At 43.7% G+C, this 869-nt stretch carries 1 protein-coding gene; it reads left to right on the plus strand.

Going from position 1 to position 869, the window contains the following annotated elements:
• Positions 1 to 11: 11 nt before the first annotated feature.
• Positions 12 to 869: putrescine-ornithine antiporter (potE, locus tag VXS03_RS20065; RefSeq protein WP_327765536.1), on the plus strand; the 858-nt coding region annotated here is incomplete at its 3' end.

An 869-nucleotide genomic window follows, 5' to 3' on the forward strand; every position in this document is an offset into this window, starting at 1 on the left:
AGGTGAATATAATGTCATCAGATACTGGCACTAAAAAAATGGGCCTTGTCGGCTTAACTGTACTTGTTGCAGTTAACATGATGGGTTCCGGTATTATTATGCTACCAGCAAGCTTGGCGCAAGTTGGTGCAATCTCAATGTTATCTTGGATTGTTACTGCGCTAGGTGCAATGTGTATTGCTTACACGTTCGCTAAATGTGGTGCATTTTGTAAACGCTCTGGCGGTATGTCAGCTTACGCAGAAGAAGCACACGGAAAATCATCTTTCTTCATCTCTTCTTACACTTACTACGTGTGTTTGGTGATTAGCTGTGTTGCTATTGCCGTTTCTGCTTTAGGTTACATCAAACCATTTATGCCTTGGCTTGATACGCCAATGCATACTTTCTACGGTGTGGTGGCTATCCTTATCTTCACTATGGTAGCTAACTTTGGCGGTGCGAAAATCACAGGTCAAATCTCAGCATTCACTGTTTGGGGTATTATTATTCCAGTTGCAGGTCTGTCTATCATCGGTTGGTGGTGGTTCGATCCACAAACATTCATGAGCGCGTGGAACCCACATCATGACACAACTATGCACTCAGTATCTTCTGGTATCGCACTGACTTTATGGGCTTTCCTAGGTATTGAATCTGCTGGTGCTAACTCTGATGCAGTTGAAAACCCAGAGCGTAACGTACCGCTTGCAGTACTGTTTGGTACTGGTTTCGCAGCAATTGTTTACATCGCATCAACGGGTGTTATTCAAGGTATTATTCCTAACTCAGAACTAGCAGCATCAACTGCACCGTTTGGTTTAGTGTTCAGCCACATGTTTAACCCGACTGTAGGTAACATCGTTACTCTAGCGGCAGTTATCGCATGT

The sequence above is a fragment of the Photobacterium sp. S4TG1 genome (assembly GCF_036040035.1).
Lineage (GTDB): Bacteria > Pseudomonadota > Gammaproteobacteria > Enterobacterales > Vibrionaceae > Photobacterium.